This window comes from Bacillus sp. es.036 (assembly GCF_002563635.1).
GTDB lineage: Bacteria > Bacillota > Bacilli > Bacillales > Guptibacillaceae > Guptibacillus.
The window spans coordinates 1-26230 of record NZ_PDIZ01000003.1 but is presented as its reverse complement, the minus strand read 5'-3'; the positions used below and the strand labels follow the sequence as shown (position 1 = coordinate 26230).

Sequence of the window (26230 nt, the reverse complement as noted above, 5' to 3'; positions counted from 1 at the left end):
TATAATATCACCCTGCACTCCCGATGTCAACACTTCCCCTGTTTATTCTTGACTAACTAATGCAGTTTCTTCTTGTTCTAAAAGCTGTTCAGCCTCTTGAGCTTCGCCTGCTACGTTGATTCTACGGTAACGTTGCATACCAGTACCTGCCGGAACAAGTTTACCGATAATAACATTTTCCTTAAGACCAAGTAGCTCATCGCGCTTACCTTTTATAGCAGCATCAGTTAGGACACGAGTCGTTTCCTGGAAGGATGCAGCGGATAAGAATGATTCGGTTTCAAGAGATGCTTTAGTAATACCAAGAAGAACCGGTCGACCCGTTGCAGGTAAACCGCCTTGTCTAAGAACTTTACGGTTAACACCTTTAAACTGGTGAATGTCGATAAGGGATCCTGGCAACACTTCAGTATCGCCCGCATCAATAACGCGAATCTTACGCATCATCTGACGAACCATTACTTCAACGTGCTTATCACCAATTTCAACACCCTGCATACGGTATACCTTTTGTACCTCAGCTAGAAGATACTCTTGCACTCCATCAATACCGCTAATTGTTAAGAGTTGTTTAGGGTCAATCGAACCTTCTGTAAGAGGTTGACCAGCCTTTACTTCATCTCCGACAACAATTTTCAGACGTGCGCCATATGGTACAGGGTAGTTTCTTGTTTCAGTTTCACCTTGAACGACAATCTCTTTCTTCTCTTTAACCTCAGCTAAATCAATCACTTTTCCGTCTAGCTCAGACACCACGGCCTGACCTTTCGGATTACGTGCTTCAAATAGCTCTTGGATACGTGGAAGACCTTGAGTGATATCGTCTCCGGCAACCCCACCTGTGTGGAATGTACGCATCGTCAACTGTGTACCTGGTTCACCAATTGATTGAGCAGCGATGATTCCGACTGCCTCACCAACTTCAACTCGAGTACCTGTTGCAAGGTTACGTCCATAACACTTCTTACATACGCCATGACTTGTGCTACATGTGAAGGCAGAGCGGATATAAACATTTTCAATACCTGCTTCAACGATTTCAGTAGCAATGTCTTCTGTAATTAGGTTATTTTTCTCAACAAGTACTTCATTTGTCTCAGGATGTCTAACTTTCTTAAAGGCAACACGGCCAACAAGTCGGTCATATAATCCCTCGATTAATTCATTGCCATTTTTAATGGCACTAACTTCAAGGCCACGATCCGTACCACAATCGTCTTCACGCACGATGACATCTTGTGCCACGTCAACAAGACGACGAGTAAGGTAACCTGAGTCAGCTGTTTTAAGTGCAGTATCGGCAAGACCTTTACGCGCACCGTGTGTTGAAATAAAGTACTCAAGTACCGTTAGACCTTCACGGAAGCTGGATTTGATTGGAAGTTCAATGATCTGTCCAGATGGGTTAGCCATCAATCCACGCATACCTGCGAGCTGAGTAAAGTTAGATGCGTTACCACGAGCACCAGAATCACTCATCATAAAGATTGGGTTATCTTTTTCAAGACGATTCATTAGTTTTTCCTGGATACGATCTTTTGCGCTACTCCAGATCGCAATAACACGATCATAACGCTCATCGTCGGTAATAAGACCACGACGGAATTGCTTAAGAACTTTTTCAACTTTTTCTTCTGCTTCTTGAACAATTTCTTGCTTCTCAGCAAGTACCACTACGTCAGCTACACCAACGGTAATACCGGCTTTAGTTGAAAACTTGAAGCCAAGATCTTTCATGCGGTCAAGCATGCGAGACGTTTCTGTCACTTTAAAACGCTTGAACACCTCGGCGATGATCTTACCAAGAATACCCTTCTTAAATGGTGCGATCAGTTCGCGCTGAGCAATTTCTTCTTTTACGTTCACTCCGTGAGGAAGGAAGTAATGCTCTGGTGTCGCAATTTCAAGGTTATTCGTCGTCGGTTCATTAATATATGGGAATGACTCCGGAAGAATTTCGTTGAAAATCAACTTACCTACCGTTGTCACAAGCAATTGCTTGTTCTGCTCTTCAGTAAAAGCAGATTTATTTAATGATGCAGCAGGGATCGCTACGCGAGAATGAAGATGTGCAAATCCATTCTGGTAAGCAATCAACGCTTCGTTAGTATCTTTATAAACAGAGCCTTCACCAATTGCTCCTTCACGTTCCATCGTTAGGTAGTAGTTACCTAGAACCATATCCTGTGATGGTGTAACAACTGGTTTACCATCTTTCGGGTTAAGGATGTTTTGCGCAGCAAGCATTAAGATGCGTGCTTCAGCTTGTGCTTCAGCAGAAAGCGGCACGTGAACGGCCATTTGGTCACCATCAAAGTCAGCGTTATAAGCTGTACATACGAGTGGGTGAAGACGAATCGCGCGTCCTTCTACAAGAATTGGTTCAAACGCCTGAATACCAAGTCTGTGAAGCGTCGGTGCACGGTTTAAAAGAACTGGATGTTCTTTAATAACGTTTTCCAATACGTCCCAAACTTCAGGGTGAACTTTTTCTACTTTGCGTTTCGCACTCTTAATATTGTGTGCAAGACCTTTTGATACAAGCTCTTTCATTACGAAAGGTTTGAATAGTTCAAGTGCCATTTCTTTCGGAAGTCCACACTGATACATTTTCAAGTGAGGTCCAACGACGATAACGGAACGACCTGAATAGTCAACACGCTTACCTAGTAGGTTCTGACGGAAACGACCTTGCTTCCCTTTCAACATGTGTGAAAGAGATTTCAACGGACGGTTACCAGGACCCGTTACAGGACGACCGCGACGGCCGTTATCAATAAGGGCATCGACCGCTTCTTGAAGCATACGCTTCTCATTCTGAACGATAATGCTAGGTGCTCCAAGATCCAACAAACGCTTCAAACGATTATTACGGTTAATAACGCGACGATACAGATCATTTAGGTCTGAAGTTGCAAAGCGTCCACCGTCTAGTTGTACCATCGGACGAAGCTCTGGTGGAATAACCGGAAGAACATCTAAGATCATCCATGAAGGGTTATTTCCTGAGCCACGGAAAGCCTCAAGTACTTCTAGGCGCTTGATTGCACGCGTTCTACGTTGACCTTGTGCTGTTTTAAGCTCTTCTTTAAGAATATCTACCTCTTTGTCAAGATCGATATCAAATAGAAGTCTGCGGATTGCTTCCGCACCCATTTCTGCAGAGAATGTTTTGCCATACTTTTCACGGTATGCGCGGTATTCTTTCTCAGAAAGAAGTTGTTTCTTCTCAAGCGGTGTATCACCAGCTTCAGTTACAACGTAAGAAGCAAAGTAAATGACTTCTTCAAGTGCACGTGGCGACATGTCGAGAACAAGTCCCATACGACTTGGAATGCCTTTAAAGTACCAGATGTGAGAGACAGGAGCAGCTAGCTCAATGTGCCCCATTCTCTCACGACGGACTTTCGCACGTGTTACTTCAACTCCGCAACGGTCACAAACGACGCCTTTATAACGGATACGCTTGTACTTCCCACAATGACATTCCCAGTCTTTTGTGGGTCCGAAGATACGCTCACAGAAAAGTCCATCTTTCTCTGGCTTCAAGGTACGGTAGTTAATGGTTTCTGGCTTCTTAACTTCTCCTCTTGACCAAGAGCGGATTTTATCCGGTGACGCCAGACCGATTTTCATATACTCAAATTTATTGACATCTATCAAGGGGCCTACCTCCCTTTAGAATTCAGGTTTAACCCTTACTCACTCGCCTGATTTGACCCAACATTCAAGTTTAATTTCTCACTGGATTGGTCTTCTTCATCGTCTAACTCTTTCATCTCAATCTCTTGCTCATCACTTGCTAGCATTTTGACATCCATACCAAGTGATTGCAGTTCTTTGATTAGAACTTTAAACGATTCTGGAATACCAGGCTCAGGAACATTTTCGCCTTTTACGATTGCTTCGTAAGTTTTAACACGTCCAACAACATCATCCGACTTTACAGTCAAAATCTCTTGAAGGGTGTATGCAGCACCATATGCTTCGAGTGCCCATACTTCCATCTCACCGAAACGCTGTCCACCGAATTGTGCTTTACCACCAAGCGGTTGCTGTGTAACAAGTGAATATGGTCCAGTAGAACGTGCGTGAAGCTTGTCATCGACCATGTGAGCAAGTTTGATCATATACATGACACCGACAGAAATACGGTTGTCAAATGGTTCACCTGTACGACCATCGTAGAGAACAGTCTTACCATCACGTGGCATACCTGCTTCTTCTAACGTTTCCCATACATCTTCCTCACGTGCTCCATCAAATACTGGTGTTGCTACGTGAATACCGAGTGCACGTGCTGCCATACCGATATGCAACTCTAGTACCTGTCCAATGTTCATACGTGAAGGAACACCTAGTGGGTTCAACATGATATCGATTGGTGTGCCGTCTGGTAGGTAAGGCATATCTTCTTCTGGAAGAATCCTTGAAATAACACCTTTGTTACCATGGCGACCCGCCATTTTATCTCCTTCATGAATCTTACGCTTCTGTACAATATAAACACGAACAAGTTGATTTACTCCCGGTGGAAGCTCATCGCCATCTTCACGGTTAAAGATCTTCACGTCAAGTACAATTCCATCTCCACCATGCGGTACACGGAGAGATGTATCACGAACTTCACGAGCTTTTTCACCAAAGATAGCATGAAGGAGACGCTCTTCCGCTGTTAGCTCAGTTACACCTTTTGGCGTCACTTTACCGACAAGGATATCTCCGTCTTTAACTTCAGCACCCATGCGAATAATTCCGCGTTCATCAAGGTTACGCAGCGCGTCTTCCCCAACGTTCGGAATGTCACGAGTGATCTCTTCAGGTCCAAGCTTTGTATCGCGAGCTTCTGATTCATACTCTTCGATATGGATTGACGTATAAACGTCATCTTTTACGAGACGTTCGCTCATAATAATAGCATCCTCGTAGTTGTAACCTTCCCAAGTCATGAAACCGACTAGAACGTTACGTCCAAGGGCCATTTCACCTTTTTCCATTGAAGGGCCGTCGCCAAGGATTTCACCTTTAACTACGCGATCGCCTTCTGAAACAATTGGCTTTTGGTTATAGCACGTTCCCTGGTTGGAACGAATAAATTTAAGCAATTTGTAGCGGTCAAGATCACCTTTAACTTCCTGGCCATCAATGACAGAAATACGACGGACATGAATTTCTGCAGCAGATGCAAACTCGACTAAACCGTCATGTTTACAAATAACAGCAGCACCGGAATCTTTTCCGTTAACATGCTCCATACCTGTTCCGACAATTGGTGCTTCAGGAACCATCAATGGTACAGCTTGACGCTGCATGTTCGCACCCATAAGCGCACGGTTGGAGTCATCGTTCTCAAGGAACGGAATACAAGCCGTTGCGGCCGAAACTACCTGCTTCGGTGATACGTCCATGTAATCAATCTTTTCACGGGCGATGATAATGTTCTCGTCACGGAAACGAGCAACGATATCTTCGTCCTGGAATGAACCATCCTCGTGCAGCTTTGCGTTAGCCTGTGCCACAACGTAGTTATCCTGTTCATCGGCAGTTAGGTAGTCAATATACTCCGTCACTTTACCTGTTTCAGGGTCTACTCTGCGATAAGGCGTCTCAATAAAGCCAAATTTATTAACTCTTGCATAAGAAGACAACGAGTTAATAAGTCCAATGTTTGGTCCTTCCGGCGTTTCGATCGGACACATTCTACCATAGTGGGAATAGTGTACGTCACGAACTTCGAACCCTGCACGCTCACGCGTTAAACCACCTGGTCCAAGAGCAGATAAACGACGCTTGTGAGTTAGCTCAGCTAGCGGGTTAGTCTGGTCCATGAACTGGGATAGCTGTGAGCTACCAAAGAATTCTTTAATCGATGCAATAACAGGACGAATGTTAATTAGCGCCTGTGGCGTGATAACGTTCGTATCCTGAATTGACATACGTTCACGAACAACACGTTCCATACGGGATAAACCGATTCGGAATTGGTTCTGAAGAAGTTCACCAACAGAACGCAGACGACGGTTACCAAGATGGTCAATGTCATCTGTGTTTCCTACTTGATGTAGAAGGTTAAAGAAGTAGTTAATAGAAGAAATGATATCGCCAGGTGTGATGTTTTTCACGCCTGTTTCAACTCCACCATTCCCGATTACATTAATAACTCTTTCTCCTTCAGGATCATCAGGAGCATAAACTTTAATTGATTGCAGACCGATTGACTCATCTTCAATCACGCCACCATGAGGCTCAACATCTTTAAAACCGACGTTTGTCTCAAGGGCAGGAAGAATTCTGTCAAGTAAGCGACGATCAAGAATCGCACCTTCTTCTGCAATCACTTCGCCTGTTTCAGGATCAACAAGTGTCTCTGCAAGACGTTGATTGAATAGACGATTTTTAATGTGAAGCTTCTTGTTAATCTTGTAACGTCCTACGTTTGCAAGATCATAGCGCTTTGGATCAAAAAAGCGGGAATCAAGTAAGCTTTTGGCGTTGTCGACAGTCGGAGGCTCGCCAGGACGTAAGCGTTCGTAGATTTCTAGAAGCGCTTTTTCTGTGCCGTCCGTGTTGTCTTTTTCCAGGGTATTGCGAAGATACTCATCTTCACCTAGGAGATCTATGATTTCTTGATCAGACCCAAACCCTAACGCTCTGAGCAGCACCGTAATTGGTAGCTTTCTAGTACGATCAATTCGCACATAGACAATATCTTTGGCATCAGTTTCAAATTCCAGCCATGCTCCTCGGTTTGGAATGACAGTAGCTGTATATCCTTTTTTGCCGTTCTTATCGATCTTTTCACTATAGTAGACACTTGGAGAACGCACGAGCTGAGATACGATTACGCGTTCTGCCCCATTAATTATAAACGTACCTGTTTCAGTCATTAATGGGAAGTCACCCATGAACACTTCCTGTTCCTTTACTTCGCCTGTTTCTTTGTTGATCAAGCGTACTTTAACTCGTAAAGGTGCAGAATAGGTTACATCTCGCTCTTTGGTTTCTTCCACGGGATACTTAGGTTCACCGAGGCTGTAATCAATAAATTCCAGCACAAGATTACCTGTGAAATCTTCGATTGGAGAAATATCCTGGAACATTTCTCGTAAACCCTCATCAAGAAACCATTGATAAGAAGCCGTTTGAATCTCAATTAGATTTGGCAAATCCAACACTTCTTTGATTCGCGCGTAGCTTCTTCTTTGGCGGTGGCGTCCATACTGAACTAGTTGGCCTGTCAAATGATTCACCCCTCAAATCCAGCGTATTTATTTTCTTAGCCCAATTAGATTCTGTTAAATCGAATCTATCGTTGGACAAAAAAAGAAAAAGGGCATTGATAAAAAATTCCCCTTAACTATAAACGATTATATTAGTTTTTCCAGACGACGGCATTTTATACCTCTTTGCACACGAATGCGAAAAAGGCCTGGAAAATCCATCATTGGCATTATATTATATTAGCATAGGCCGTCCATGAAGTCAAAGGATAATTTCATAATTTACTTGACTGCTTTAAGAATATAGTATCCTTTCTTTTTCACGACAGTTTCAACTTGTTGGAACATTTCTTCTAGCTTAGTGATTGCTGAGGGAGCACCCTGTTTCTTTTGAATAACAACCCAAAGCGTACCATGTTCTTTTAATACTTCATAAGCATCTTCAAGTATGCCATGAACTATATCTTTCCCTGCTCGTATAGGTGGATTTGTAAGGACGGAAGCGAACACACTCCCCTTCACCGCACTTAACTGATCACTCTCCATAACTATTACATTATGAACCCGATTTTTAATTGCGTTGTTCGTCGCAAGCTCAGTGGCCCGCTCATTTACGTCCAGCATATAAAAACGGCGATTCGGAAATTCAAAAGCAAGTGAAATGCCAATTGGCCCATAGCCACATCCAGCATCTACAATATCCCCTTCAACTTCAGGTTCTTCAAATGATTCGATTAGAAGCTTACTCCCAAAATCGATCTCTTTTTTTGAAAAAACACCGGAATCGGTCGTGAACTGGAACTGTTTCCCTCGCAAATCCGCTGCGATTTTGTTCGGGTTGCTTTTCACGCCAGGGTTTTTCGTATAATAATGTTCACTCATCATTCTCCCTCTTTCTATCGCCATTTCTATCAGCTTACCCATCCTTACTAGCATCTTAATCAATAGCGCCAAATAACAAAAAGCTCGCTTTTAAAAGCGAGCTTTTGTTTCAGACAAATGACTACTTAACTTCTACTACTGCGCCAACTTCTTCAAGCTTGCCTTTAAGCTCTTCAGCTTCTTCTTTAGCAACGCCTTCTTTAATAGAGCTTGGTGCGCCGTCAACTAGTTCTTTAGCTTCTTTCAAGCCAAGACCAGTGATTTCGCGAACTACTTTGATAACCTTGATCTTGCTGCTTCCAGCACTTTCAAGAACTACATCAAATTCTGTTTGCTCTTCAGCAGCACCTTCTGCTGCGCCACCTGCTGCTGCTACTGGAGCTGCTGCAGTTACACCAAATTCTTCTTCGATTGCTTTAACTAGGTCGTTAAGCTCAAGAACTGTCATTTCTTTGATTGCTTCAATGATTTGCTCGTTACCCATGAGTAAATCCTCCTTAATTTTTGTTTTATTTATACCAATTGATAGACGGTAATGTTACGCGCCTTGTTCTTCCTTTTGATCAGCCACAGCTTTTGTAGCAAGTGCCATATTGCGCATCGGTGCTTGTAGCACAGATAGCAACATAGAAAGTAGCCCTTCGCGGTTTGGTAGGTCCGCAAGTTCTTTGATCTTTTCTACTGATACAACGCCACCTTCGATTACACCAGTCTTGATTTCAAGAGCTTCGTGATTCTTAGCGAAGTTGTTCAAAATTTTAGCAGGAGCAACAACATCTTCATTGCTGAACGCGATTGCCGTAGGACCGACAAGGTGTTCATTCAAATCAGTAAGTTCAAGCTCTTCTGCAGCGCGACGAGTCATTGTGTTCTTGTAAACACGGAACTCAACGTTTGCATCACGCAATTGCTTACGAAGCTCAGTTACTTCAGAAACATCAAGTCCGCGATAATCAACAAAAATTGTTGATTGGCTATCACGAAGTTTGTCTGCGATTTCCGTAACTAGTTGCTTCTTCTGTTCAACTATACTGCTCATAGTTCCACCTCCTAAAGAAATGTATCTATACCGCCCTGGAATATGAGGTCATATAAAAAGCCTTCACATCCGAAGACATGAAGGCTTTACGATTACATACGTATCGAATCACTTCACACCTCGGCAGGATATTAAGTGCGATCGCACCCCTGCTGTCTACGGTACAGAAAGTATTAATTTATCAAACAACATTTACAAGTATATTTAATAGCTACGCAAATGTCAATAGCTAATTTTATTAGCGGTAAGTTGATGCGTTAACTTTAACACCAGGTCCCATAGTAGATGTAACCGAAATGTTTTTAAGGTACGTACCTTTTGCTGCTGCAGGCTTAACTTTCACAAGTGTTTCTACAAGTGTGTTTAAGTTTTCTACAAGCTTGTCAGCTTCAAATGATACTTTACCGATCGGTGCATGGACGTTACCAGCACGGTCAACACGGTACTCTACTTTACCAGCTTTGATTTCGTTAACTGCCTTTTCAACATCGAACGTTACCGTTCCAGTTTTCGGGTTTGGCATTAAGCCTTTTGGTCCAAGAACACGACCAAGCTTACCAACTTCGCCCATCATATCTGGAGTTGCAACGATTACGTCAAACTCAAACCAACCTTCGTTGATTTTAGCGATGTAATCAGCTTCTCCAACATAGTCAGCGCCAGCTGCTTCAGCCGCTTTCGCTTTTTCGCCTTTTGCGAAAACAAGAACGCGTTGAGTTTTACCAGTTCCGTTTGGAAGTACAACCGCGCCACGAACCTGCTGGTCGTTTTTCTTAGGGTCTACTCCAAGACGAACTGCTGCTTCAACTGTTCCATCAAAGTTTCCTACAGAAGTCTTTTTAACAAGTTCAACTGCTTCTTGAGGCTCATAGAAAGTTGTACGTTCAACTAGCTTGGCAGCCTCCTGGTATTTCTTACCTCTTTTTGCCATTTTGTGTTCCTCCTTGAATGTGGTTTAGCGGATTAACCTCCCACTATTTATGATGTCAAAATGTGACATCATAATAAAAGTTGCGAACCTGTATAACACAGGCAGGAATCCCTTTTAATCGCAACGGCTTGTGTAACATTAATCTTCGATCGTAATTCCCATGCTACGTGCAGTACCTTCAACCATACGCATTGCAGAATCTACATTCGCTGCGTTAAGGTCTGGCATTTTTGTTTCAGCGATTTCACGCACTTTATCACGCTTCACAGTCGCAACTTTGTTGCGGTTTGGTTCACCAGAACCTGACTCGATCCCTGCTGCTTTCTTAAGAAGAACTGCAGCTGGTGGAGTTTTAGTGATAAATGTAAATGAACGGTCTTCAAAAACCGTAATTTCTACTGGAATGATCATACCAGCCTGGTCAGAAGTACGAGCATTAAACTCTTTACAGAATCCCATAATGTTAACTCCAGCTTGACCTAGTGCAGGTCCTACTGGTGGTGCAGGATTCGCCTTCCCAGCCGGGATTTGCAATTTAACAACCTTGATTACCTTTTTAGCCACGCGACACACCTCCTTAAGTCCGTGATGTGGTATTTGGGTGTTTACACCCTCCCACCTTATATATCAATTGAATGTCTCGATTAGTATGAGACTCATGAAACATTAAAATTCTATCATTAATCGAAAAGTTAAGCAAGGACTTTTCGATTAGAACTTTTCAACTTGCCCGAAATTAAGTTCTACAGGGGTTTCTCTGCCGAACATATTTACGTGAACTTTCACTTTGCCTTTATCCATGTCGATCCCTTCAACAGAACCTACGAAATCAGCAAACGGACCTTCTTTAACTTTGACTTTCTCTTTAAGTTCAAAGTCTACATCAGCTTTCGGCTGCTCCATTCCCATTTGCTTAAGAAGGGATTCTACTTCTTCCGGTAGCAAAGCAGTCGGTTTAGATCCAGCGCCACTTGATCCTACGAATCCAGTAACACCAGGCGTGTTTCGGACAACATACCATGAATCATCCGTCATGACCATTTCTGTAATAACATAGCCAGGAAAGACCTTTTTCATAACAGTCTTTTTCTTACCATTTTTCTCTTCTGTCTCTTCTTCTACAGGGACGAGAACACGAAAGATCTTATCCGTCATGCCCATTGTCTCAACCCTTTTTTCGAGGTTGGTCTTTACTTTGTTTTCATACCCAGAATACGTATGAACAACATACCATCTTTTTTCCATATATGCAGGACTGTGTCCTTCCCTCCCCAACTCATTTACTCTCTCATTCTAACCTTGAGAATGAATTTTTATAACGATCTATCCTAAAATGAGGCGGATTATTGAGGAAATACCCTGGTCAATCAACGCAAAGAATACAGCTATAAAAATAACTGTTGTAACAGTTACAATTGTATAGCGAGTTAATTCCTTACGCGTTGGCCAGCTTACCCGCTTCATTTCACTTGCGACATTACGAAAGAACTTACCAGAACGTTGAACAATACTTGCCATTACTTGTTACCCCCAATTAATCTGGCGGAAAACTCCCCCGAGAATCTATTTTGTCGTTTGCCTCAAAAAGCAAACACCCTGCGAGGCATTACTTTGTTTCACGATGCACAGTATGAGCATCGCAGTATTTGCAATACTTCTTAACTTCGATGCGGGCCGGGCTTGTCTGTGAGTTTTTCATAGTTGTATAGTTTCGGCTATTGCATTGAACACATGCTAGTACTGCCTTTTTACGCATAATGACACCTTCCTAAGCCGCGCAGTAGTGAAGTTTGTATTTATATTAGCTTTCTTATATCAAAAAAAAGAGCAAAATAAAAAAACGTTCAGCTACCCTGTGACGTTCTTACAAACCTAACAAAAAATTGACATTCTTACTTTTATCACTTTATCATAGCCCGTTTCGGCATGTCAATAAAGGCCAAGAGAGGCTAACATAGAAAGAGAGTAGGGACGTCGCCCTACTCTCTCCCAATATTTCTAATAGGTTTGTCCATATTAAAGGCTGACTTCCCGCAGTTCTAGATAACGCTCTAACTTACGTTTCACCCGCTGTAGAGCGTTATCAATTGACTTAACGTGTCGATTTAAATCAACCGATATTTCTTGATAAGAACGTCCATCGAGATAAAGCATAAGCACTTTTCTCTCTAAATCGCTTAAAATTTCAGACATTTTAAGTTCGATGTCATCAAATTCTTCCTGATTAATAATCAATTCTTCAGGATCTGTCACTTTGGTTCCGCATATGACGTCTAGCAATGTCCGATCTGACTCTTCATCATAGATTGGCTTATCAAGTGATACGTAAGAATTCAGCGGAATATGCTTTTGTCTTGTAGCGGTTTTAATAGCTGTAATCATCTGCCGGGTGATGCACAATTCGGCAAACGCTTTAAAAGATGAGAACTTGTCCCCTCTAAAATCACGAATGGCTTTGTACAGACCGATCATTCCTTCTTGAATGATGTCTTCGCGATCTGCTCCAATGAGAAAATATGACCTCGCTTTAGCGCGTACGAAATTTTTGTACTTCGTAATCAAATGTTCCAACGCTCTACTGTGACCTTCATGAACCATGATGACGAGCAGTTCATCATCAAGTTGATCGAATGCTACGTGTTCCAGGTGTCTTGGGTCTACTGACTGTTGTTCTTGATTTACCGTGCTTTCTTTGAGGTCTACTGTACTCAATATGCGTTCCCCCCGACCAGTACGCTATATAGAAATATTATACAGTACGTGTCGAAAAATCGTCAACCGCTTATTTACCACCTCTTCGCCATTTTTCAAATATTTCGCTAATTTCTTCTGATAAATGCAGGCCTGGTGAACGGTTTCTCCGATTTTCAGTGTGGACACTTTTTTCGATCCCTTTTTCAATTCCCTGCATTTCATTGTAAAGCTCACGGGCTGATTTCCTTAAGGCTCCCTGTCCAAAAATGGCCCATTGCTCGGTATAATCTGACGTTGCAACATGAATTTGCGTGCGTATTCCTTTGAGTTCTCTTGCCATCTTCTCAATCCGCTCATCTGCTGTCTCATTTTCCCTTGTATAGATGACTTCGACTCGATACTGACTATGACGTTTTTCAATACCGTGGGAGAGGTGAGCGTCAAAAACGACGATCACCCGATATCCGGTATAAGCTTGATACTCGGCCATTTTCTCGATCAATAGCTCACGAGCCTTACTAAAGTCACTTTCTTTCAACGATCTTAATTCCGGCCACGCCCCGATTATGTTGTATCCATCAACTAACAGCACGTCCATGTTTTACTCCCCCAGAGGATGACGTTGTCGATAAACCTCATACATCATTAATCCTGCGGCAACCGAAGCATTGAGCGAGGTTACTTTTCCAGCCATTGGAAGGCTAACTAGGAAGTCGCATTTGTCTTTAATCAGACGACCCATTCCCTTTCCTTCACTTCCAATAACAAGTCCAATTCCCATGTCATAATCTGCCTGACGATAATCTTGTCCACCTTGCGCGTCTGTCCCCACAAACCAGATCCCCCGCTCCTTCAAATCATCCATCGTTCTAGCAAGGTTCGTTACGCGTGCAACAGGAATATACTCTATAGCTCCCGTTGAGGATTTAGCCACTGTAGATGTTAAGCCAACCGCTCTCCTTTTCGGAATAATAACGCCATGCGCTCCTGCTGAATCAGCTGTTCTTAAAATAGAACCGAGGTTATGAGGATCTTCAATCTCATCTAACAATAGGAAAAAAGGTGCTTCTCCTGACTCTTCAGCTTTTTTGAATAAATCGTCCAGGTCAGCGTATTCATAAGCAGCGATAGAAGCGACTACGCCCTGATGGTTACTTTCCCCAGATAATTGTTCAAGCTTTCGCTTAGGTACAAACTGAACGAGCACATTTTGCTCTTTGGCTTTTTGTATCAAATTTTGAAGGGGGCCTTTTTGGGACCCTTCATTAATCCAAATCTTGTTGATTTCATGTCCTGATCGCAGCGCTTCAAGAACCGAGTTCCGTCCTACAATAAATTCTTTCTCCATCTCACTTCACTTCTTTCTTTGGTTGTTCTACAAATTCAAAAAGCTTCTCCAAAAGTTCATCGACTCTTCGTTCATTTCCCTGTAGGTAGTGGTAACCAAACAACGCTTCAAGAGCAGTCGAATATTTGTACGTACTTACACTCGTATTCTTAGGTACCGTTCCTGATTTTGCATTCCGTCCTCTGCGGACAACACCAGCTTCCTCTTCCGATAGCCACTCTTGCTTCAGTACGTAGTGAAGAAAAGCAGCCTGCGCTTTAGCAGAAACGTACGTTGTTGCTGTGCGGTGCAGCTGATTCGGGCGAATGTGCCCAAGAGATAACAACCGCTTCCGCACATTAATCTCAATGACAGAGTCACCCATATACGCAAGTGCAAGAGAATTTAGTTGCTTTACATCAATTTCCTTCATAAGCTACATCCTTTTCCAGCGAACGCCCTGAGGAGTATCCTCAAGAAGTATTCCCTGCTCTTTCAATTCATCGCGAATTTCGTCTGCTCTACTGAAATTACGCTGTTTTCTAGCTTCATTTCGTTCTTCAATCAGCTGGTCAACATCTTCATCTAGAAGTGCCTTTTCCTGTTTAAAGGTAATACCAAGAACTGAACCAAAATCAGCAAAACGTTCCATAAACTGTTCAAGTACTTCTTTGGAAGAATTCGTTCCTTGCAGGTATAGATTTGCTTCTTTTGAGAGTTCAAATAAAATGGAAATCGCATTAGCTGTATTAAAATCATCGTCCATCTCAGTTACAAAGCGCTTCCGATAGTCCTCAATTTTCTCTTTCCAGTCCTGAATATCTTCAGCAAGATCTGCGCTATTTAACAGGCGGTGCTCTAAGTTCTCCACTGTATCCTTAATGCGATCCAACCCTGTTTTTGCACTTTCTAAAAGTTCATGATCGAAGTTAATGGGATTGCGATAATGAACAGACAACATAAAGAATCGAATGGCTTCAGGATCATGTTGTTTTATCAAATCATGAACGAGCACAAAATTACCGAGTGATTTGGACATTTTCTCGTTATTAATATTGATATACCCATTATGCAGCCAGTAATTCGCAAAAGGATGACCCGTTAAGGCTTCTGTTTGCGCTACCTCATTCTCATGGTGTGGGAATGCAAGGTCTTTTCCGCCGGCATGAATATCAATCGTATCTCCTAAATATTTCTTCGCCATTGCAGAGCATTCAATATGCCAGCCTGGTCGTCCCTCTCCCCACGGACTTGCCCAGGAGATCTCGCCTTCTTTAGCTGCTTTCCACAAAGTAAAATCAAGCGGATCTTCTTTCTTTTCACCAACTACAATACGAGACCCCAGCTTAAGTTCATCAATGGATTGATGGGATAACTTTCCATACCCTTCGAATTGACGTGTTCTAAAATACACATCACCTTCAGATTCGTAGGCGTAATTCTTTTCAATAAGAGCCGTGATAAAATCGATAATTTCTTGCATGTTTTCCGTTACCCTTGGATGTTCATCCGCTTTTTTAACACCTAGTGCTCCCGTATCCTCATGATAAGCTGCGATAAAACGCTCAGCGACACTTGGCACGTCGTCACCTAATTCTTTAGCTGCGCGGATTAACTTATCATCGACATCCGTAAAGTTGGAAACATACTGGACATCATATTCTCGATACTCAAGATAACGACGAACAACATCAAAGACGATAGCAGGTCGGGCGTTACCAATGTGTATATAGTTATAAACAGTAGGACCGCACACATACATCCTTACTTTTCCTTCTTCAATGGGTTGAAATGTTTCTTTCTTCTGCGTCAATGTGTTATATAGCTTAATCGCCATCGTTTTCACTCCTCTTTCGTAACGTTCGAACTTCTTCTTGTAAGTCACGCATTTCTTGTTCCATTTGTTTAAATTTATCAGCTACAGGATCAGGCATTTTGTGATGATCTAAATGATGAGGTACCTTAACACCATTTTGGATAACGACTCTTCCAGGAATACCAACAACCGTAGAATTGACTGGAACATCCTGAAGTACAACCGATCCAGCTCCTACTTTTGAATTTTCTCCAATCGTTATGGATCCAAGTACTTTTGCTCCAGTGGCAACGAGCGTATTGTCTTCAAGGGTAGGATGACGTTTACCTTTTTCTTTTCCAGTACCGCCGAGGGTAACTCCTTGAAACAGCGTTACATTATTTCCAATTTCACACGTTTCTCCTATTACAACGCCCATCCCGTGGTCGATAAAACAACGTTCCCCAATTGTTGCTCCTGGATGAATTTCAATACCCGTGAAAAAGCGGCTTATTTGCGAAACAGCTCTTGCAAGGAAGAAGAATTTCTTTTTCCAAAACCAGTGTGCAACGCGATGAGACCAGATCGCATGAAGCCCAGCATAAGTTAAAATAACTTCAAAATAACTTCTCGCTGCAGGATCTTGATCAAATACGACATCAATATCCTGCTTCAACGTCTTCCACATGTGTTCACCCCTCTCCTCATACTCCCATAAGGTTAAATTGAAATTTCCACCGTCAAGGTGCGTAAGTCAGTGGACTAAAAAAAGACGTCTCTGTGTGATGTTGTCATCACACAGAGACGCCATTCGCGTGGTTCCACTCTGCTTCGAACATTTCCAAGAAATGCTCCTATCACCGATAACGGGGGCACCGCTCCTAACTAATCACCATGCTGGCTTTCGAAAGAAGACTCAGAGGGGCATTTCAATGAGTGAATTCTTAAGCTGCTTTCAGCCGCAGACAGCTCTCTCTATAAAGAATTACACTGATTTACTTTTCCTCTTCAACGTTAGTAAACATCTATATCGTTTATGCTTTACTCATCGCAAGAACTTGATTCAAACGGGCATTAACTGCATCTCTTCCAAGCAAGGCAATCGCCTGTGGAAGTTCAGGACCGTGCGTTTCACCTGTCGTAGCAACACGGATCGGCATAAATAGTTTTTTGCCTTTATGACCAGTTGCCTTTTGAGTAGCCTTGATCGCTGATTTAATAGCCGCCGGCTCGAATTCTTCAACTTCCTTCAGTTGATCTAAAAAGCCTTGCATCACTTCAGGAATTTGTTCTTCATTCAACACTGTCATTGCTTCTTCATTATACTGAATTTCTTGCTTAAAGAACAACTCAGTAAGCTCAACAATTTCTCTGCCGTAATGAAGCTGCTCTTGATAAAGAGCAATCAATTCTTTAGCCCATTCTTTTTGCTCATCTGTCATTTCAAGCGGGAATCTTCCTGCTTCCACAAGGTGTGGAAGCGCAAGTTCCACTACTCGCTCAAGACTCGACTGTTTAATATATTGATTATTCATCCAGTAAAGTTTTTGTGAATCAAAAACCGCTGGAGAAGTAGATAAGCGTTCTGGATCAAAGATCTCAACCAGCTGTTCTTTTGTAAATAGTTCCTCTTCTCCTTTAGGAGACCAACCAAGAAGAGTGACAAAGTTAAATAACGCTTCTGGAAGAAAACCTAAGTCATGATACTGTTCAATGTATTGCACGATTGACTTATCTCGCTTACTAAGTTTTTTCTTTTGATCATTAACGATCAAGGTCATATGGCCAAATTTAGGTGGTTCAAAGCCAAATGCTTCGTAAATCATCAGCTGTTTCGGTGTGTTTGAAATGTGATCATCTCCACGTAAAACGTGAGAAATTTTCATATGATAATCATCTAGCGCCACCGCATAGTTGTAAGTAGGAATACCATTTTTCTTAACAATAACAAAGTCGCCAATTCCATTAGATTCAAAAGATACGCGATCTTTTACAATATCATCAAATGCATATTCTTTGTCGCGCGGAACAGCAAAACGGATGCTCGGCTCTCTACCTTCTGCTTCTAGTTTCTCACGCTGATCTTGAGTTAGGTGTCGGCATTTCCCGGAGTATCGAGGCATTTCTCCACGTGCGCGCTGTGCTTCACGCTCCGCTTCCAGCTCATCTTCTGTACAATAACATTTATATGCGAGATCTTTTTCCAATAGCTCTTTCGTGTGCTCAGTATAAATGTCAAGACGCTCCATTTGAGTATATGGACCGTACTCGCCCTCTTTATCAATACTTTCATCCCAATCCATGCCAAGCCACTTTAAGTAATCAAGCTGATTCTCAACGCCATCTTCTACATTACGAGATTGATCCGTATCTTCAATGCGAATAATAAACTTACCGCCTTGATTTCTAGCAAATAAATAATTAAATAACGCCGTTCTGGCATTCCCAATATGTAAATAACCCGTTGGGCTCGGGGCATAACGTACACGTACTTCATTTCCCATACTATCCACCACCATTAGTTATTATCTTCAACTGTCTTATTATTTTACCATTAGAGTCAAATTATCGGTCAAGCTTTTTGAAGCAACACGACTACTTCAGCCGCAATTCCTTCTCCTCTACCCGTAAAGCCTAGGTTCTCAGAAGTTGTTGCCTTCACATTCACCTGACTTATGTCTGCCTCAAGTAATTCAGCAATCACTTCACGCATCGCTGAAATGTGAGGCGCCATTTTCGGAAGCTGGGCGATAATCGTACCATCGACGTTTCCTAGTACAAATCCCTTTTCTTTTACAATGCCATACACATGACGAAGGAGTTCCTTGGAATCAGCATCTTTAAATGCCTCATCTGTATCCGGAAAATGCTTCCCTATATCGCCTTCTCCAATTGCACCCAGACAAGCATCTGCAACGGAATGAAGAAGAACGTCGGCATCGGAATGTCCTAGTAAACCCTTTTCAAACGGAATTGTCACCCCTCCAATAATACATGGACGTCCTTCTACTAATTTATGTACATCAAAACCATGCCCTACTCGCATCAAATGCCACTCTCCTTCTTCTCTCGCAATATCGCTCTAGCAAAGATTAAGTCTTCAGGTGTTGTTAATTTAACGTTCCAATAGTCACCCTCAATAACATGCACCGCTTGTCCATTCATTTCTACTAAACTTGCATCATCGGTTCCAATCACGTCATTCGCTTCCGCCCATTGATGGACATCCTTAATCACAGATAGACGAAAAGCCTGTGGCGTTTGAACAGCCCACAAGCTTGAGCGATCAATTGTTCTCTTTACTTGTAATTGCTCTACCTGCTTCACTGTATCTTTAACCGGAACAGCGACAATAGCTCCGTCATAATTCGCTGCTGCCAGCGCCACTTTGTTTGCAACTTCATGTGAAAAAAACGGTCGCGCTCCGTCGTGAATTAACACGATCTTTTCTCCCTGCAAGGCTTTTAGACCTTCATAAACACTTTGTTGCCTTTCACGCCCACCTGTTACTACATGATTTACTTTCGTTAACCCATACTCTTCGATAAGTGCCCGGAAGTCGTCGTGCTCCCGCTCATTAATAGCAAGCACAATTTCTTCACACTGTGGATCACTTTGAAAAACCGACATCGTATGAACGATAATCGGTTTTCCTTCAAGCATAATAAATTGTTTGTTTTTTCCCGCGTTCATCCGTTTACCTTGACCGGCTGCAGGAATGACTACTGAATACTTCAAAGCTAGAACCCCCGTTGTCTATCGCTTAAAGTGCTTTCTCAAGTAGCTTGGGCTTCGCAAATATCATTCGCCCTGCTGATGTTTGCAACACGCTCGTTACAAGAACATCAATCGTTTTGCCTATATAGTTTCTACCTTCTTCTACGACAATCATTGTACCATCATCTAGATACGCAACGCCCTGATTGTATTCTTTCCCGTCTTTTATCACTTGCACATTAAGCTCTTCCCCAGGAAGCACTACCGGCTTAACCGCATTGGCTAAATCATTGATATTCAAAACTTGAACTTTTTGCAGTTCGCATACTTTGTTTAAGTTAAAATCGTTTGTAACAACCATGCCATTGACAAGCTTGGCGAGCTTCACAAGTTTACTATCTACTTCTTGAATTTCTTCAAAATCACCTTCATAGATTTCAACGTTTATTTCAAGCTCTTTTTGTATTTTGTTCAAGATATCAAGGCCACGACGCCCGCGATTACGTTTTAAAACGTCTGACGAGTCAGCAATATGTTGGAGTTCCTCAAGGACAAATTGGGGAATGACTAACGTGCCTTCAAGAAACCCAGTCTGACATATGTCCGCGATTCTTCCATCAATAATGACACTTGTATCAAGGATCTTTAATTTAGATGATCCAGAATCAATCTCATCCTCATCCGAATCTTTTTTCTTTTCCTTGCCTTTGGTGTTGGAGAAAAGGTTAATAAGCTCATCGCGCTTTTTAAACCCAACCTGGAATCCAAAATACCCTAAAAGGATCGTAATGAAAATCGGCAGAATGTTACTAACAACCGGAAAGTTAATCTCAGCCAGAGGTACAGTTAGTAAAAATGCAATTATAAGTCCAATAATCAGTCCAATTGCCCCAAATAGTACGTCTCCAACAGGTGCTTTAACTACCTTTTCTTCAATAATTCGAATAAAATCCACAATATAATCTGTTATCCAAAATGTTGCTAGAAAGAACAGTACCGCTCCAATGACAGCACCTGCATAAGAGTTGCTAAAAACTGATGGAAGATCCCCTATATTGAGTAATTGTATTAAATCTGGTAAGTATACTAATCCCAGTGCTCCGCCTAAAATGATAAAAAACAACTGTACAATCCACTTTATCATTGACGTTCTCACCTCCTTTTAACATTATAAACAATTTCTCAAAATTGAAACGTCATTCCTTGAAGTTTGTGAATTTTATAGTATGATTATAGGTTGGCTTGCATGACTATAAATTAATTATAGAGTAGCACACCCCCTATGGAATGTCTATTTCACAGCCCTATATATGGCGATCCACAAAGAGTTGTTCTTGAATTCGCTTTAGTCCATCTTTTATTTTCTTAGCTCGAATAGCTCCGATTCCATCGACATGATCCAATTCCTCGATCGAAGCTTTCGAAATCGCATTTAAGTTATCAAAACTATCGACCAAATTTTCAATAATGTTAGATGGTAACCTTGGAATTTTATGCAGAATCCGGTAACCTCGTGGAGTAACATTCTCATTCTGATCCTGGTAACCAAGAATCTTCATTATCGCGTTTTCTTCTAGCAAATCATCACTTGAGAGCCTCTTCAAACGTTTCATTACATCAGCAGGAGATTCATCAACGTCCTTCACATAATCTCCAATCAGCCACTTTGCCTCTGACTCAAGATTAGATACAAGCTCTTCCATCTGCATGCTAATTAATCGTCCTTCTGTCCCTAGCTCGTTAATGTAATTAAGAATCTCTTTCTTAATACGTAACACCATTTCAATCCGGTGAATCACCTGTGCTACTTCTTGAAGCGTGACAAGTTCTTCAAACTCAAGCGCACCGAGGTCTGTAATCCCCTGATCTAGAACTGATTTGTATTTCTCTAACGTTTGCATCGCTTGATTGGCTTTTGTCAGAATAACGCCAATTTCTTTTAATGAATAGCGAATATTTCCCTGATAAAGCGTAATGACATTACGACGCTGTGAGATCGAAATCACTAGATTACCTGTTTGCTTGGCAACCCGCTCTGCAGTTCGATGACGAATTCCGGTCTCCGTTGATGGAATAGAGGTTTCTGGAATTAATTGTGTATTTGCATATAATATTTTGGAGGCTTCTTTGTTTAATATAATGGCCCCGTCCATTTTTGCTAATTCATACAAATAAGCAGGGGTGAAGCGACACTCAATTGAGAAGCCTCCATCGACAATTTCTTGCAACTTACCGTCATACCCTACAACAATAAGACCACCGGTATTCGCGCGTAGAATATTATCGATCCCATGCCTTAATTGAGTCCCTGGCGCAACGATTTTTAATATGCCGTTTATAATTTCCTGCTGCTTATCGATCTCCATCTTCTACCCTCCTAGCGCTTCTTTTAATGCTTCGTCTACTGTTTGAACACCGATTACCTGAATGCCTTCGGGGAAAGTCCATCCACCTATGTTCTTCTTTGGAATAATAGCCCGTTCAAAACCAAGTTTAGCGGCTTCAATCACTCGTTGTTCAATACGAGATACTCGTCTAATTTCTCCGGTCAATCCAATTTCACCCACTACTATGTCAGAAGGACGTGTTGGTTTGTCTCTAAAACTTGAAGCAATGGAAACAGCAATAGCAAGGTCAATTGCAGGCTCATCAAGTCTTACACCACCAGCCACATTTAAATAAGCATCCTGGTTTTGCAAAAGCAGACCTACTCTTTTCTCAAGAACCGCCATTAATAACGATACTCGGTTATGATCAATACCTGTTGCCGTTCTACGTGGATTTCCAAAGCTAGTAGGTGATATAAGGGCTTGTATTTCGACAAGCACCGTCCGTGTTCCCTCCATAGATGCCACAACCGTGGACCCTGCAGAACCAGAAGATCGTTCTTCTAGAAAAATCTCAGAAGGATTAAGTACTTCTTCAAGACCCTCTTCCTTCATCTCAAAAACACCTATCTCATTTGTCGATCCAAAACGGTTTTTTACGCCGCGAAGAATTCGAAATGTGTGGTGACGCTCTCCCTCAAAGTAAAGCACCGCATCTACCATATGTTCTAAAAGTCTCGGACCCGCAATTGATCCTTCTTTCGTCACATGTCCGACAATAAAAACTGCAATTCCCTTTGTTTTAGCTATACGCATAAGTTGGGAAGTACATTCACGAACTTGAGAAACACTCCCCGGAGCAGATGTAACTTCTGATCTGAAAATCGTTTGGATTGAGTCGATAATGACAAGTTGCGGGTTTATTTCTTCAATCGCTTTACTAATATACTCAAGATCCGTCTCCGCTAATACAAATAATTTTTCCGCATCAACACCTAAGCGATCTGCACGAAGCTTCGTTTGCTTGACCGACTCCTCACCAGAGATGTACAGAACGGGGTGATCTTGATCAGCTAACTTCGACGACGTTTGTAATAAGAGCGTTGATTTACCAATCCCCGGATCACCCCCAACAAGAACGAGTGAACCTGGAACGACACCACCGCCTAAGACACGATCAAGTTCCTTGATGTGGGTTAGTATTCTAGGCTCCATTTCTTTTTGGATACTTCTAATAGATGTCGGTTTACTCGCTGTTTCATTGCTTGAAGTAACAAAACGTCTACGATCGTTATCCCCTGGAACCATTTCTTCTACCATCGTGTTCCATTGATGACATCCTGGACATTTCCCCATCCATTTTGGAGATTCATAGCCGCAATCCTGACACATAAATTTCGTCTTTTTCTTCGCCATCTAATATCCTCACTTTCAATTAACCGAACAAATTCACTACATTTATTTTATCACATCTTATAAGTTCCTATGAACTCATAACGATTAGCCGTTTACAAAAGTTCCACAGATTCAGTGAATCACTCTTAAACTGAAGAGTATGAACTCCTCAAAAAGGATCAATAAAATTCTAATCACAATACCTTTCCCTTAAGTGAAGCAAACCACTCCTCAAATAGAAAAAAACCGGAAGATAAAACTTCCGGTTAAATTTCTTATGATGAAGTTGCTTCAGATAGCGTTTCGACAACAAAATCGTTCTCTTTGTAATCAATCTTCACTCGCTGACCTTTTTCAATATTTCCTTTTAACAATTCTTCAGAAAGACGATCTTCAATATGGCGCTGCAGAGCTCTTCTAAGCGGTCGAGCCCCATATTCTGGATCATAGCCTTCTTCAGAAATTTTATCAAGAGCAGGGTCAGTTAATTCAAAATCAATCCCATGATCAGATAGCCGAGCCTTAAGTTGGTTGGCCATCAGGACTATGATTTCTTTCAGGTGTTTCTTTTCAAGAGAATGGAATACGATCGTCTCATCAATACGGTTCAAGAACTCCGGACGGAAAGTCTTCTTGAGATCATCCATCACTTTACCTTTCATATCACTATATTCTTGACCTTCAGATCCTGTTGAGAACCCAACATATTTATTGCGCTTAAGCGTGCTAGCTCCAACGTTTGACGTCATAATGACTACTGTATTGCGGAAATCAACTACGCGCCCTTTAGAATCAGTCAATCGTCCATCTTCTAGCACTTGTAATAGAATATTAAACACGTCTGGATGTGCTTTTTCAATCTCATCTAGCAAGATAACAGAATAAGGTTTGCGTCTTACCTTCTCAGTTAACTGACCGCCTTCTTCATAGCCAACATATCCTGGAGGTGAACCAACCAGGCGTGACGTTGAGTGTTTCTCCATGTACTCAGACATATCAATACGGATTACAGAATCTTCTTCACCGAATAGCGTTTCAGCAACTGCACGAGCGAGTTCTGTCTTACCTACACCAGTTGGTCCAAGGAAGATGAATGAACCAATTGGGCGTTTAGGATCCTTAAGACCAGCACGAGCACGTCGAACTGCTTTTGAAATTGATTTAACAGCTTCTTCTTGACCGATCAGACGATTATGAAGAATTTCTTCCATCTTCAATAGTCGCTCTGTTTCCTGCTCTTCTAGTTTGGAAACCGGAATTCCGGTCCAATTGGCAACGACAATCGCAATATCTTCTGGTGTAACTTCTTGATTCTCTTTGCCTTGCTTTTCTTTCCACTCTTTCTTCGTTTGCTCAAGCTGCTCACGTAAGCGTTGCTCAGAGTCGCGAAGAGAAGCGGCTTTCTCAAATTCTTGACTTTGAACAGCAGCATCTTTTTCTTTTCGAACTTCTTCCAGCTTCTTATCAAGCTCTTTCAAATTCGGTGGTGCTGTATAAGAACGTAGACGAACTTTCGAAGCAGCTTCGTCAATTAAGTCAATCGCTTTATCTGGTAGAAAACGATCTGAAATATATCGATCTGAAAGCTTTACAGCGGCTTCAATAGCATCATCTGTAATTGTAACGCGGTGATGTGCTTCATAACGATCACGCAGACCTTTTAAGATAAGCGCCGATTCATCACTTGTCGGTTCATTTACCTGTATTGGTTGGAAACGTCTTTCAAGTGCCGCATCCTTCTCAATATATTTACGATACTCGTCAAGTGTTGTCGCACCAATACATTGAAGCTCCCCTCTTGCTAGTGCCGGCTTGAGGATGTTCGATGCATCAATTGCACCTTCTGCCCCACCAGCTCCTATTAGCGTATGAAGTTCATCAATGAATAAAATGATATTACCTGCCTGACGAATTTCATCCATTACTTTCTTTAAACGATCTTCGAATTCACCACGGTATTTCGTTCCGGCTACTACAGTACCCATATCAAGCGTCATGACACGCTTATCACGGAGAGTCTCAGGTACTTCATTATTAATAATTTGTTGCGCAAGGCCTTCAGCAATTGCTGTCTTACCTACACCGGGCTCACCAATAAGAACCGGATTGTTTTTCGTCCGTCGGCTAAGCACTTCAATCACTCGCTCAATTTCTTTGCTTCGGCCAATAACAGGGTCTAAACCATTATCTCGTGCTATGACAGTAAGGTCTCTTGCTAGGCTGTCAAGCGTTGGCGTATTGGCACTTGCTCCACCACCCTGATGACTAGAAGAAGAACTTTCATTGCTTCCAAGCAACTGAAGAACCTGTTGACGTGCTTTATTCAAGCTGACACCAAGGTTGTTAAGAACACGAGCTGCAACACCTTCTCCTTCACGAATAAGACCAAGTAAGATATGCTCAGTTCCAACATAGGAATGGCTTAGCTTACGTGCTTCATCCATTGATAGCTCGATAACTTTCTTAGCTCTTGGTGTATAGTGAATAGATTGAACTGAATCCTGTCCACGCCCAATCAACTTCTCTACTTCTTTTTGAATCTTTTCTGAGCCCAGCCCAAGAGCTGTTAAAGCTTTAGCAGCAATGCCTTCCCCTTCGCGAATCAAGCCAAGTAGGATATGTTCAGTTCCAACGTTATTATGACCAAGTCGGATTGCCTCTTCTTGTGCTAATGCAAGTACTTTCTGGGCACGTTCTGTAAATCGTCCAAACATCATTGTTCATCACCCTCCACATTCTTCGTTAGTTGATCTTCAAGTTCAAGTCGTTCTCTAATTAAAGTAGCACGTTTAATGTCTCGCTCTGTAGGGGTTAGACTCGCCCCAGCATATTGTTGTAAGAAGCCTGGTTGAGTAAGGATAAGCAATTCATTCAAGATCGATTTAGATAATCCTTTAACAAGA

23 protein-coding genes, 1 pseudogene and 2 other annotated features are annotated in these 26230 nt (G+C 42.0%); all 24 genes and pseudogenes read right to left on the bottom strand.

Features of this window, described 5'->3' with window-relative positions:
* Positions 1-42 precede the first annotated feature (42 nt).
* Positions 43-3663, bottom strand: a complete 3621-nt coding sequence (gene rpoC, locus ATG70_RS18730; protein WP_098445968.1) for a DNA-directed RNA polymerase subunit beta' — start codon at positions 3661-3663, stop codon at positions 43-45.
* A 35-nt stretch (positions 3664-3698) separates the two neighbouring features.
* The gene (rpoB, locus tag ATG70_RS18725) at positions 3699-7241 is read right to left on the bottom strand and encodes a DNA-directed RNA polymerase subunit beta (RefSeq protein ID WP_098445967.1); all 3543 of its coding nucleotides are present in this window, start codon (positions 7239-7241) and stop codon (positions 3699-3701) included.
* A gap of 261 nt (positions 7242-7502) precedes the next feature.
* Positions 7503-8102, bottom strand: a complete 600-nt coding sequence (locus ATG70_RS18720) for a class I SAM-dependent methyltransferase (protein WP_098445966.1) — start codon at positions 8100-8102, stop codon at positions 7503-7505.
* Between the two features lie 121 nt (positions 8103-8223).
* A complete protein-coding gene (gene rplL / locus ATG70_RS18715) occupies positions 8224-8586 on the bottom strand; it encodes a 50S ribosomal protein L7/L12 (RefSeq protein ID WP_098445965.1) in 363 nt (120 codons plus the stop codon).
* A gap of 54 nt (positions 8587-8640) precedes the next feature.
* The gene (rplJ, locus tag ATG70_RS18710) at positions 8641-9141 is read right to left on the bottom strand and encodes a 50S ribosomal protein L10 (RefSeq protein ID WP_048313311.1); all 501 of its coding nucleotides are present in this window, start codon (positions 9139-9141) and stop codon (positions 8641-8643) included.
* A 44-nt stretch (positions 9142-9185) separates the two neighbouring features.
* Positions 9186-9321: a sequence feature (ribosomal protein L10 leader region), on the bottom strand.
* 58 nt (positions 9322-9379) lie between these two features.
* Complete coding sequence (gene rplA, locus ATG70_RS18705) at positions 9380-10072, bottom strand: 50S ribosomal protein L1 (protein WP_098445964.1); 693 nt, start codon at positions 10070-10072, stop codon at positions 9380-9382.
* A gap of 138 nt (positions 10073-10210) precedes the next feature.
* Positions 10211-10636 (bottom strand): 50S ribosomal protein L11, encoded by a 426-nt coding sequence (gene rplK / locus ATG70_RS18700; protein WP_048313309.1) that lies wholly within the window; start codon positions 10634-10636, stop codon positions 10211-10213.
* A 147-nt stretch (positions 10637-10783) separates the two neighbouring features.
* Positions 10784-11317 (bottom strand): transcription termination/antitermination protein NusG, encoded by a 534-nt coding sequence (gene nusG, locus ATG70_RS18695; protein WP_098445962.1) that lies wholly within the window; start codon positions 11315-11317, stop codon positions 10784-10786.
* Between the two features lie 78 nt (positions 11318-11395).
* Positions 11396-11590: a preprotein translocase subunit SecE gene (gene secE / locus ATG70_RS18690; RefSeq protein WP_098445961.1), complete on the bottom strand. Its 195-nt coding sequence runs from the start codon at positions 11588-11590 to the stop codon at positions 11396-11398.
* Between the two features lie 88 nt (positions 11591-11678).
* A complete protein-coding gene (gene rpmG / locus ATG70_RS18685; protein WP_098445960.1) occupies positions 11679-11828 on the bottom strand; it encodes a 50S ribosomal protein L33 in 150 nt (49 codons plus the stop codon).
* A 260-nt stretch (positions 11829-12088) separates the two neighbouring features.
* Positions 12089-12718 carry an RNA polymerase sporulation sigma factor SigH gene (gene sigH, locus ATG70_RS18680; protein WP_098446597.1) on the bottom strand — a complete coding sequence of 210 codons (630 nt, stop codon included), beginning with the start codon at positions 12716-12718 and terminating at the stop codon, positions 12089-12091.
* Positions 12719-12854: 136 nt separating this feature from the next.
* The gene (locus tag ATG70_RS18675; RefSeq protein WP_098445959.1) at positions 12855-13364 is read right to left on the bottom strand and encodes an NYN domain-containing protein; all 510 of its coding nucleotides are present in this window, start codon (positions 13362-13364) and stop codon (positions 12855-12857) included.
* A gap of 3 nt (positions 13365-13367) precedes the next feature.
* Positions 13368-14114 (bottom strand): 23S rRNA (guanosine(2251)-2'-O)-methyltransferase RlmB, encoded by a 747-nt coding sequence (gene rlmB, locus ATG70_RS18670; protein ID WP_098445958.1) that lies wholly within the window; start codon positions 14112-14114, stop codon positions 13368-13370.
* Position 14115: 1 nt separating this feature from the next.
* The gene (locus tag ATG70_RS18665; protein ID WP_098445957.1) at positions 14116-14526 is read right to left on the bottom strand and encodes a Mini-ribonuclease 3; all 411 of its coding nucleotides are present in this window, start codon (positions 14524-14526) and stop codon (positions 14116-14118) included.
* A gap of 3 nt (positions 14527-14529) precedes the next feature.
* The gene (cysS, locus tag ATG70_RS18660) at positions 14530-15930 is read right to left on the bottom strand and encodes a cysteine--tRNA ligase (protein WP_098445956.1); all 1401 of its coding nucleotides are present in this window, start codon (positions 15928-15930) and stop codon (positions 14530-14532) included.
* Positions 15920-16576 carry a serine O-acetyltransferase gene (gene cysE / locus ATG70_RS18655; protein ID WP_098445955.1) on the bottom strand — a complete coding sequence of 219 codons (657 nt, stop codon included), beginning with the start codon at positions 16574-16576 and terminating at the stop codon, positions 15920-15922. Before cysE ends, cysS begins: the two co-directional genes overlap by 11 nt.
* Before the next feature lie 109 nt (positions 16577-16685).
* Positions 16686-16909 (bottom strand) — a binding site (T-box leader).
* 13 nt (positions 16910-16922) lie between these two features.
* On the bottom strand, positions 16923-18392 hold the full coding sequence (gene gltX, locus ATG70_RS18650) for a glutamate--tRNA ligase (protein ID WP_098445954.1): 1470 nt from the start codon (positions 18390-18392) through the stop codon (positions 16923-16925).
* A 68-nt stretch (positions 18393-18460) separates the two neighbouring features.
* On the bottom strand, positions 18461-18937 hold the full coding sequence (gene ispF, locus ATG70_RS18645) for a 2-C-methyl-D-erythritol 2,4-cyclodiphosphate synthase (RefSeq protein WP_179886344.1): 477 nt from the start codon (positions 18935-18937) through the stop codon (positions 18461-18463).
* Positions 18934-19626: a 2-C-methyl-D-erythritol 4-phosphate cytidylyltransferase gene (gene ispD, locus ATG70_RS18640; RefSeq protein WP_098445952.1), complete on the bottom strand. Its 693-nt coding sequence runs from the start codon at positions 19624-19626 to the stop codon at positions 18934-18936. Before ispD ends, ispF begins: the two co-directional genes overlap by 4 nt.
* Positions 19627-19651: 25 nt before the next feature.
* The gene (locus ATG70_RS18635; RefSeq protein WP_098445951.1) at positions 19652-20749 is read right to left on the bottom strand and encodes a PIN/TRAM domain-containing protein; all 1098 of its coding nucleotides are present in this window, start codon (positions 20747-20749) and stop codon (positions 19652-19654) included.
* Between the two features lie 160 nt (positions 20750-20909).
* Positions 20910-21971 (bottom strand): DNA integrity scanning diadenylate cyclase DisA, encoded by a 1062-nt coding sequence (disA, locus tag ATG70_RS18630; RefSeq protein ID WP_098445950.1) that lies wholly within the window; start codon positions 21969-21971, stop codon positions 20910-20912.
* A gap of 3 nt (positions 21972-21974) precedes the next feature.
* Positions 21975-23348 carry a DNA repair protein RadA gene (radA, locus tag ATG70_RS18625; protein ID WP_098445949.1) on the bottom strand — a complete coding sequence of 458 codons (1374 nt, stop codon included), beginning with the start codon at positions 23346-23348 and terminating at the stop codon, positions 21975-21977.
* 254 nt (positions 23349-23602) lie between these two features.
* Positions 23603-26044: an ATP-dependent protease ATP-binding subunit ClpC gene (clpC, locus tag ATG70_RS18620; protein ID WP_098445948.1), complete on the bottom strand. Its 2442-nt coding sequence runs from the start codon at positions 26042-26044 to the stop codon at positions 23603-23605.
* A pseudogene (locus tag ATG70_RS18615) lies at positions 26041-26230 on the bottom strand (ATP--guanido phosphotransferase); the annotation flags it as partial. The gene clpC and the pseudogene ATG70_RS18615, both read right to left, overlap by 4 nt.